This window comes from Arthrobacter sp. 05L417, from assembly GCF_056397865.1.
This window is the reverse complement of the sequence record NZ_JBFTOG010000022.1, coordinates 72,206-81,645: the sequence shown is the minus strand read 5'-3', so window position 1 is coordinate 81,645 and position 9,440 is coordinate 72,206. Positions and strand designations below refer to the sequence as shown.

The following is a 9,440-nucleotide window of genomic DNA, read 5'->3' as shown; positions in this document are numbered from 1 at the left end:
CCACGTCGCCGATCACACTGAAACGGAATTCTGGGACCTCAATGTAAATGGCACCTTCCGCACCCTGCAGGCGGCCGTCGCCGCCGGCGTGGGGAAAGTGGTCTGGCTTTCCTCGCAGGCTTGGCATGAGCCGAGCGACGTTTACGGATTCACGAAAGTCATCGGCGAGCAGCTTCTGGACTATCACCGGATGCGCCACGGCATATCATATGTTGCGGTCCGTCCTGCTTCGCTGGTGCCCTGGACGGACTGGGCCCGTGACTATGGTCGCGGCCTGCTCTACGAGCGGGTAGATCGCAATGACGTGCTCGACGCAATCGTGTTGTCAGTGGACTATGTGGCAGCAAACGACGGCGGGCTGGTGTTGGATGCCCTTCATCCGGACGCAGTCCCGGCCGGAGACCTGGCCGAGTGGAAACTTGACCCAATCGGCACCGCAGACCGCCTTTTCCCCGGGGCACGGGCCGTCGTCGAGCGGTTCGGCCTGGATATTTCAGCCCCTCCCGTAAAGCCAAGTAAAATCGGCTGGACCGAGACAGGCTACGCGCCGAGCCGTGACTTCGGGGCGTGGATCAAGCAGGTCACCGGACTCAGCGACGATCAGGTGAAAGCACGAACCAGCGACTACTGAACGTCATCCAGTCGAGGGTGGTACACGGACACACTGGCCTTGCAAGTCCAGGCGGCCTTTGCCGCCGGAAACTTAACCACCGAGCAGGTGGACATCGCCCAAAGGTGCCGATATTCCTGCAGGGGCTTCGCCGACCAGCGCTGCTGACTTAGGGCGATTCGTGTGCCAAGGTGCTATGGCCAGAGGCCAGAGGTTTGTCTCGCCGACCGCAATCGTAACGAGTGGCTGCCGTCCTGATCGAGTTTGCCGGCCGGGTCAGCGGGGTATGAGCAGGCTGATTTGTGTCCTGATGTCCTGCTCCAGTGCTTCAGTTTCCAATCCAGCATTTACGCTAGCGGCCATGCTGACAAACATGATCGCGGAGACAATGCGCGCCGCCGTCGCCGCGTCGCCCGCACCGGCCGGTTTGGCCCTGTCGAGTATGGCGGCAATGGCGTCCTCAGTTTGCGCAACAATGGATAGAGCAGCGCTGTGCTGTGGCTCCTTGGGGTCGCCGAAGACCATTTCCCGCAGGTAGAAGCGTCCGTTGTCGATCTGAGTTCGGTTGCACTCAACGATCGGCCGCACGACGGCCATCACCGCACCCAGGGCATCCGGGGTGGTTTCAGCATCCGCCCGGCCCCGCTTGAGAGCTTCTGCGTAGTGGGCATTCTGAACGAGGAGGAGGAGTTCTCCCTTGGTTTTGGCGTAGAGGAAAAGGGTTCCGGTGCCGATGTCGGCTTTGTCGGCGATCTGCTGGGTGGTGACGTCCTCGACCCCGTATTCGGCGAACAGCTCACTGGCTGCGGCGGTAATGCGGTCCAGCTTCTCCTGCTTGTTCCGCTCGCGCCGACCGAGCGGCTGGGACGTGACGGGCATGGGTTCCTCCGGAAATAAACTGACTCGACTCAATAATGAGTATATCGACGCTGCGTAAACCGGCCCTCCGGTCGGTGCCCTACTCTTCGTAGTGGGGGAGGATCCCGCCACGCTTGACATATGTCAGTGCTGCTTCAACGTCATAGGCATGTATGGCATAGGCCCGCGGCTTCAGCTGATGGCTGAAGAAGTGAAGTGCTTTTCCAGGTGTGGTCCGGTGGTTGGTGGTGAGGTGCCCATTGATGACTTCTGGTCGCGGGCGGTGGTGGTCAGGGGGCGAGGAATTCGACGACGGCGGGCGCGAACCGGGTGTGGTGCTGGAAGATGCCGCCGTGGCCGGAGTCGGGGTAGATGATCAGTTCGGATCCCCTGATGCGCCGGTGCAGGTCTTCGGAGAGGACGGAGGGCACCATGCGGTCGTTGTCGCCGTTGGCGATGAGGGTGGGTTGCGTGAGGGTGGACAGGTCCGACGGGGCGGAGCGGCCGAACGCCTGGATGGCCTTCAGCTGCGTCTGGAATGCACGGGGGCTGATCGGCTTGTCGCGGTCCTCGGTTCGCTCCTGCAGGCGTTTGATGAAGGCTTTCGCAGCGGGTTTGCCGGTGGCGTTCCGGTTGAAGAACAGGAATTCCTTGGGGTCGGACCGGGTCAGGGTTGCCCGGAGGATGTCGCGATAGGTGGTGCCGACGACCTTGTCGATGTCTTTGCCGCCGCGCGGACCGGTTCCGGTCAGGACGAGCTTGCGGACAAGGTCGGGATGTTTAAGGGCAAGGTCCTGGGCGATCATGCCGCCCAGTGAGAAGGAGAAGACATCGATCTTGTCGAATCCGAGGGCCTTGATGAAGGTGTAGGCGTCGTCGGCCATTGCTTCGATGTTGTCGGGAACCCGTCCGGTGGAGGCGCCGACGCCGGGCTGGTCGAAGGTGATGACGTGGCGGTTCTTAGCAATGGGGTCGATGATACGGGGGTCCCAGTTATCAAGGGTGGCTGCCAGATGCACGAAGAACACGACGGGGATGCCGCCCTTGGGCCCCAGCTCGCGGTAGGCGAAGCTGACGCCTCCGGCGGTGACAGTGCGGGCAGGTGCCTTCGCGTACGAGGTGACGACTGGTTCGTTCCGGGCGTCGGTGTTGTCCATGACGGGTGTTCTCCTGGATTCTCTGCGTGAAGAATGGCTGGGGGCTTCCGGGTCACTTGGTGACGGTGAGCACTGCTTTGCCCCGGAAGCCCCCAGCGGCCAGGGATTGCAGTGCCTCCGGAGCCTGGCCGAAGGTGAAGACCTTCCCTACGATCGGGCGCAGCACGCCGGCGTCAACCAGGGCGCTGATCTGACGTAGTTGGTCGCCGCTGGCTCGCATGAAGAGAAACTCATAGCTGACGCCGAGCTTCTTGGCTTGCCTCCGGACCTTGCTGCTGAGCCCGGTGACCGCCAGGCGCAGCACGGGGTTGAGGCCTGCTTTGCGGGCGAATGCCGGATCGGGCGGGCCGGCGATCCCAATCGCCCTCCCGCCGGGCTTGAGGATGCGCAGTGATTTCTGCAGGTTCTCGCCTCCGAGGCTGTCCAGCACCAGATCGTATCCGCTCAGGAGCTGCTCGAAGTCCTGGGCGCGGTAGTCGATGACGATGTCAGCGCCGAGGTCCCGTACAAACCCGGCGTTGGAGCTGCTTGCGGTGGTTGCGACGGTCGCGCCGAGATGCTTGGCCAGCTGGATGGCGATGGAACCGACTCCGCCAGCGCCGGCATGAATGAGAACTTTCTGACCTGGCCGCACCTGGCCCTGCTCGACGAGGGCCTGCCATGCGGTAAGAGCCACGAGCGGCAGCGAACCGGCCTCCTCCATGCTGGCCGAGACGGGCTTGAGCGCAAGGTCTTCCTCCGCGACGGCAATACGTTCGGCAAATGTGCCGATGCGGTCCTGGTGGGGACGGGCGTAGACCTCATCGCCGGGCTTGAACCCCGTTACTCTTTCCCCGACGCGCAGCACGGTGCCGGCGAGGTCGTTGCCCAGGACCAGCTGGAGCTTGTAGGGAAGGATCTGTTTGAACTCACCCATGCGGATCTTCTCGTCCAGCTGGTTCAGGCCGGCAGCTTGCACCTGCACGAGCACGTCCCGTTCGCCGACGGTGGGTTCAGCAACCTCGGCTTCGCGCAGCGGTTCCTTGTACTTGTTGATCACGAATGCCCGCATGCCGCGATGCTCCTTTGGGTGGATGTTCTTGTGGTTGGCGCCGGTGGCGACGGTACATTCGCCGTGGGGCGACGTCCGATTAAAGTGACTACAATCAATTATGACTGCACTCAGTTAATTGTCAAGCGGTAATGGAAAGCGCCGTGGTGATGAGTTGGATTCGTCACCACGGCGCTTCTGCTGTTTCTAGGACTTGCTGGGCGCAAGTTGGGGGTAGAGCGCCTCGATGGGGGCGCTGAGTCCGGCCTTGAGCTGGATGGACGTCTCGTCGGCGAGGACCTCGTACTCGCCGGCTTCGAGGGCATCCAATACCGTGGTGACCAGATCGGCCGGGTCCATCTTGGGGTCGGTGGCATGCGCGGCCATTGCCGTGTCGACGTAGCCGACGTGGACGCCCACCACGTGTACCCCTGCGGGGGCGAGTTCCAGGCGCAGCGAGTTGGTGGCCGACCAGAGGGCTGCCTTGGTGGCACTGTAGATGCCGCCGACGGCGTACCAGCTCATGGCGGAGTGGATGTCGATGATTGCGGATTCGGCCTTCGCTGACAGGATCGGTGCGAAGGCGCGGGCGAGGAATAGTGGGCCAAGGAAGTTCGTCTCGACGTTGGTCCGGATCTCGGCGTCGGTGTGGGTGAGGATGCCCGGGGTTGCAACGCCGGCCCCGGCGTTGTTGATCAGCACTGTGACATCGCCCGCAGCCTCGACTGCGGCCCGTATTGAGTCCGGGTCTGTGACGTCGAGGGTAAGGGGGACGATGCGCTCGTCCTCCCAGGTGCGGGGGGTGCGTGCGGTGGCGTAAACCTTGCTGGCGCCGCGTGCGAGGGCGCCGTGGACGAAGTGGGTTCCGATGCCGCCGTTTGCGCCGGTGACGAGGACGACTGCTCCATTGAGTGAATGCATTTCACGAACTTTCTTGTGTTGATTTCCGTCCGCGCCGGTCGGCGTGGATCGTGCGGGATTAGGCGTGGGCGAGGGCCGGGTAGTCGGTGTATCCGGCTGCCCCGCCGCCGTAGAGAGTGCTGGTCTCCAGCTCGTTCAGGGGGGCGTTTGAGCGCAGACGCTCAACGATGTCGGGATTGGCCAGTGCGAAACGGCCCAGTGGTGCAACGTCCGCAAGGCCGGCCGCGACGTCGTCGGCTATCTGCTCACGGTTGCGTCCGTAGCGGACCACGAGCACCGCCGTCGGCCATACATCCCTGAGGGAGCGGAGCAGTTCGTCGTCGCCTACATGGTGAAGGTGCAGGTACGCCAGGTTCAGGGTCGCGAGCTCACCGACCAGGTACCGGTACTGAGCGCGCACACTCCCGGTGTCGCCCTCGTTGATTCCGCCTAATGGCATGGCGGGGGAGAGGCGGATACCCACCCTGTCTGCGCCGATTTCATCGGCCAAGGCCTGGGCGAGTTCGATCACGAACCTCGACCGGTTTTCTATTGATCCGCCGTATGCGTCGGTGCGGTGGTTGGCATTGGGGGAGAGGAACTGGTGTAGGAGATAACCGTTCGCCCCATGGATTTCAACTCCGTCGGCGCCGGCCGCAATGGCCGATGCTGCCGCGTGACGGAAATCAGCCACGGTGCTCTGGATGTCCTCCGTGCTCAGCTCTCGGGGTGTCGGCGTTTTCTGGGGTCCGGTCGGCGTGAAAGTATCCTGGTCTGCGGAGATCGCCGAGGGCGCCACGGGCTGACGGTGGTGCGGAGTGTTGTCCGGGTGGGACATGCGGCCCGCATGCATCAGCTGGATGAACACCGCCCCGCCCCGGGCGTGAACTGTGTCGGTGATATTTCGCCAACCCTCGACATGCTCAGGGGTGTAGATCCCAGGCGTGTTCATGTAACCCTGACCGTCCTCAGACGGCTGCGTGCCCTCGGTAATGATCAATCCCAATGAGGAGCGCTGCCCGTAGTACTCGGCCGCCAAGTCGCCCGGCGTACCATCCGGGTTGGAACGGCTTCGGGTCATGGGTGCCAGCGCCAGCCGATGGGATAGGTCAAGGCGGCCAAGAGTCAGTGGTTGCCACAGTGAAGAAAGGGTCATGGGTTAGTCCTTTTGCGTTCGATGTTTCAGAGCGTCACCGCCGTCCAGCCGATGTTCGGCCGCCGTGGACGCTAGGCCTTGCGGCTGCCTCCACGCGTTGATGACTACACTCATAACTGAGTGCGATCAGACAATATTCCTATGAGAATCAGGAGGACATAAGCGAACAGTCAGAAGGCTCTGTCTATCCGAGGCAAAGTAATGACTTCTGAAAACCCTGACACCCGGGCGGGCTACCTGAGCATCAGTGCCCTGACAAAGAAGTACAAGAACACCCCCGTGGCCGCCGTCGACCGCGTGTCGCTCAAAGTCGATGAGGGCGATTTCCTCGCTCTCCTTGGACCGTCCGGATGCGGCAAGACAACAACCCTGCGCATGATTGCCGGGCTTATTGAGCCGACCTCGGGTTCCATTCACGTACAGGGCAAAGACATCACCAAGACGCCGGTGCACAAGCGCTCCATCGGCATGGTCTTTCAAAGCTACGCGCTGTTTCCTCACCTGGACGTGAAGTCGAACGTGGCCTACGGGCTGAAGATGCGACACGTTCCGAAAACGGAAATCGCGCTTCGAGTGCAGAACGTGCTCGACCTGGTCAGGTTGGGTCACCTGGCCGACAGGAGGGTGACCGCGCTGTCCGGCGGCCAGCAACAGCGCGTCGCGCTGGCCCGGGCAATTGTCGTAAATCCCCAGCTTTTCCTGATGGATGAGCCCTTGTCCAACCTTGACGCCAAGCTCCGGGACGCCATGCGCACAGAGATCCGGAGCATTCAACGCAAGATGGGCATCACCTCGGTTTTCGTGACCCACGACCAGGACGAGGCGCTGACCATGGCGGACAAGATCGCCGTCATGTCCGAGGGTGTTCTAGAGCAGTTCGGCACGCCGAGCGACATCTTTGAACGCCCCGCCACGCGTTTCGTCGCCGAGTTCGTGGGCCAAGCCAATCTGATCGACAGAGTCCGCGTATCCAGTAGTGCCGGGCGGCATCTGATCGAGGTGCCCGGAGCAGGCCACCTCAGCGTCCCCCGAATCTCCGGAGAGCCCGCCGGCACTTCCACGGCGATGATCCGGCCGCACCAGCTGAAGGCACGCAGCGCCTCGGATTCTCCTGACGGCATCAGGGGAGATGTGCGTTCGGCAACCTATTTCGGCGACACCATCCAGTACGAAATCCAGACCGGACAAAACCTCCTGAAGGTTCAGATGCGGGCAGACGGTTCGCCGACCCTCGCAGTCGGTTCGGTGGCTGCAGTGACGGCAGCCACCGACAACGTCCACTTCATCGCCGCCTGACAACGGCCCCGAGAACAGAACGAGGAATTCCCCATGCCAATCATCGAACGCCCGAATGGCGCACAGATCACCCCGGAGCTGAAGTCAAAATTGGCGCGAGTCAGTTACCCGACCCTTGGCCATTTCCACGAACGCGGTTTCGTGGAACCCGAAATCCGGTCGCACCTTCCCGGCAGCAAGATTCTGGGACGGGCAGTAACTGTCCAGATCCCCGGGCTGGATTCGTCCCTCATGCACAGGGCAGTAGCCCTCCTTGAACCGGGCGACGTACTGGTCGTTTCCACAGGCGGTGACCGCAGGCACGCGCCGGTCGGGGAGGTCGTCGCCCATGCGGTCAAAGTCGCGGGAGGGTCCGCCATCGTTATTGACGGTGTTATGACTGATCTCAACGAAGTCGCCCGTATCGGACTCCCAGTCTTCGCACGAGGAACAAGCGTGCTCACGACAAAGCTTATTGGCGTGAACCAAGGCGGGGTCAACGTCCCGGTCAGCATCGGCGGCGTGGCAGTCTGCGCCGGCGACATCATCCTCGCGGACGACAACGGAGTGCTCGCACTCCCGGCATCGGATGCCGAAATCATCATCGACGAGGCGCTCGAATCCGATGCCAAAGAGAACATCCTCATCCGCAAGCTGGACGAAGGAACTCCCCTCCCGGATGTGACGATCGCCAACCGGGTCCTGTCACCGCACCTCGGAGTGGCTGCAGACCATGTCTACTAAGGAACTGAACCGGCCCGTCGTGGCCGCTCCGGGTAGGGCCTCCCGCGGGATGGCCCCAATCTGGTCAACAACCTTGAAGCTCGCTCCCGGCCTGCTTCTCATCGGTGTCATCTTCGGGGTCCCGCTCGCTTGGCTGCTGAGAATGTCCTTCAATCAGTCCGAGGCCGGGGGCATCATTCATGACGGCTTCGCGTTTGATTCCTACGCCGGTTTCTTCAACAGCACGTTCAACCTGGGCCTGATCGGACGAACTCTGTACCTTGGTGTCGCGGTGACGGCCGGGGCTTTCATCCTTGGATTCCCGCTTGCGCTCTTTCTTCTCCGCACACAATCCCGGTGGAAGAGCGCCCTTCTGGTGCTCGCCCTGGCTCCGCTTCTGACCAGCGCAGTGGTCCGTACCTTCGGCTGGATGGCCATTCTCGGGGACCAAGGCATCGTCAATGAAGTACTTTTGGGGACCGGCGTTATCTCCGAACCAATCAAGCTTGCGAACAACGAGGTAGGTGTCATCATCGCACTGGTTGAGATCCTCATGCCCTACATGATCCTCAGCGTTGTCACGGGTTCTTCCAGGCTCAACGACACCGCAATGGAAGCATCGGCGACATTGGGAGGAAGTCCTGTCCGCACCTTCTTCCGCGTGGTCCTGCCCCTCACCTTGCCCGGGATCCTTACGGGATGCCTGCTGGTCTTCGTCCTGACTATCAGCTCCTTCGTCACCCCGGCGCTCGTGGGTGGGGGAAGGGTCTTTACCATGGCCACCGAGATCTTCGATCAGGCTGTGAACTCATTGAACTGGCCGCTGGCTGCCGCTATTTCCTTTATTCTCATGACCCTCTTTGCCGGCGTGCTGGTGGGCTACCAGCGCATCATGAACCGCTTGGATTGGAGCCGTTCCTCATGACAACAAGTGTCCTTGGCCGGTGGCCTGTCCGCCTCGGTGTCACACTGCTGTTCCTGTTTCTGCTGGCCCCCATCATCATCACGGTCATCATTTCGTTCTCCGCTGACGATTTCCTTCAATTTCCGCCCAGCGGATGGAGCCTGAAGTGGTACCAGGCCCTGTTCGCCAACGGCGGAGGCTTCGCAAGTGCCCTGCAAGTCAGCGTTTTGGTCGCCACGGGCTCATCCGTCCTTTCGGCCGCGGTTTCCATACCGGCCGCGGTGGCCCTGTCACGCGGCAAGTTCCGCGCACGCCAGGCGGTTGAAAGCATCTTCCTGGCACCACTGCTCGTCCCCGCGATCGTCGTCGGGCTCGGCCTGTTGCTCGTCTTCAGTCCGCTGGGGCTCAAGGGAACGTACCAGGGCCTGATTCTTGCCAACGCAGGCCTGGTCATCCCTTACGTTATCCGGACTACCTTGCTGAGCCTGACGACGATGGACCCACGGTGCGAAGAAGCAGCCCAAACGCTGGGAGCGTCGCCCGCCGTCGTCTTTCGCACGGTGACACTGCCCCTGATACTCCCCGGAGTGTTGTCGGGATTTGTCCTGGCCTTCCTGCTCACCTTCGATGAGGCCGTCGTGAGCCTGTTCCTGGTGTCCAGCAGGGTCAAGACGCTGCCCATCGCAATGTTCGACTACGTACAAACCAGGACCGACCCACTCCTCGCCGCCGTCTCCACCATGCTGATCGTCTTGAGCATCGTCATCGTGATCGTCGTGGAACGGCTAGTTGGCCTTCGTCGAGTCCTGCGCTAGCGAACCCCTCTT

10 protein-coding genes are annotated in these 9,440 nt (G+C 62.1%); 5 read left to right on the top strand and 5 right to left on the bottom strand.

Annotation, left to right across the window (positions count from 1 at the left end; all coding sequences use genetic code 11):
- A partial coding sequence (locus tag AC1DJW_RS16200) for an NAD-dependent epimerase/dehydratase family protein (RefSeq protein WP_476901876.1) occupies positions 1–631 on the top strand: 631 nt, incomplete at its 5' end.
- A 255-nt stretch (positions 632–886) separates the two neighbouring features.
- On the opposite strand, the gene AC1DJW_RS16195 is transcribed toward AC1DJW_RS16200, so the two are convergent.
- The 5 genes from AC1DJW_RS16195 to AC1DJW_RS16175 all read right to left on the bottom strand — a co-directional run bounded on the left by AC1DJW_RS16195 (position 887) and on the right by AC1DJW_RS16175 (position 5,711).
- The gene (locus tag AC1DJW_RS16195) at positions 887–1,489 is read right to left on the bottom strand and encodes a TetR/AcrR family transcriptional regulator (RefSeq protein ID WP_459341754.1); all 603 of its coding nucleotides are present in this window, start codon (positions 1,487–1,489) and stop codon (positions 887–889) included.
- A 269-nt stretch (positions 1,490–1,758) separates the two neighbouring features.
- Positions 1,759–2,625: an alpha/beta fold hydrolase gene (locus AC1DJW_RS16190; RefSeq protein ID WP_476901875.1), complete on the bottom strand. Its 867-nt coding sequence runs from the start codon at positions 2,623–2,625 to the stop codon at positions 1,759–1,761.
- Between the two features lie 52 nt (positions 2,626–2,677).
- On the bottom strand, positions 2,678–3,676 hold the full coding sequence (locus AC1DJW_RS16185; RefSeq protein WP_476901874.1) for an NADP-dependent oxidoreductase: 999 nt from the start codon (positions 3,674–3,676) through the stop codon (positions 2,678–2,680).
- 186 nt (positions 3,677–3,862) lie between these two features.
- Entirely contained in the window at positions 3,863–4,576 is a 714-nt protein-coding gene (locus AC1DJW_RS16180) for an SDR family oxidoreductase (protein ID WP_476901873.1), read from the bottom strand.
- 58 nt (positions 4,577–4,634) lie between these two features.
- Entirely contained in the window at positions 4,635–5,711 is a 1,077-nt protein-coding gene (locus tag AC1DJW_RS16175) for an alkene reductase (RefSeq protein ID WP_476901872.1), read from the bottom strand.
- A 201-nt stretch (positions 5,712–5,912) separates the two neighbouring features.
- Here AC1DJW_RS16175 and AC1DJW_RS16170 point away from each other — a divergent pair, with 201 nt between their 5' ends.
- From AC1DJW_RS16170 to AC1DJW_RS16155, 4 genes are read left to right on the top strand one after another with little or no spacing between them, the layout of a single operon-like run.
- The gene (locus tag AC1DJW_RS16170; protein WP_476901871.1) at positions 5,913–7,007 is read left to right on the top strand and encodes an ABC transporter ATP-binding protein; all 1,095 of its coding nucleotides are present in this window, start codon (positions 5,913–5,915) and stop codon (positions 7,005–7,007) included.
- Positions 7,008–7,040: 33 nt separating this feature from the next.
- Entirely contained in the window at positions 7,041–7,730 is a 690-nt protein-coding gene (locus AC1DJW_RS16165) for an RraA family protein (RefSeq protein WP_306961655.1), read from the top strand.
- Positions 7,720–8,634: an ABC transporter permease gene (locus AC1DJW_RS16160; protein WP_476901870.1), complete on the top strand. Its 915-nt coding sequence runs from the start codon at positions 7,720–7,722 to the stop codon at positions 8,632–8,634. Before AC1DJW_RS16165 ends, AC1DJW_RS16160 begins: the two co-directional genes overlap by 11 nt.
- The gene (locus tag AC1DJW_RS16155; RefSeq protein WP_476901869.1) at positions 8,631–9,428 is read left to right on the top strand and encodes an ABC transporter permease; all 798 of its coding nucleotides are present in this window, start codon (positions 8,631–8,633) and stop codon (positions 9,426–9,428) included. Before AC1DJW_RS16160 ends, AC1DJW_RS16155 begins: the two co-directional genes overlap by 4 nt.
- Positions 9,429–9,440: the final 12 nt, after the last annotated feature.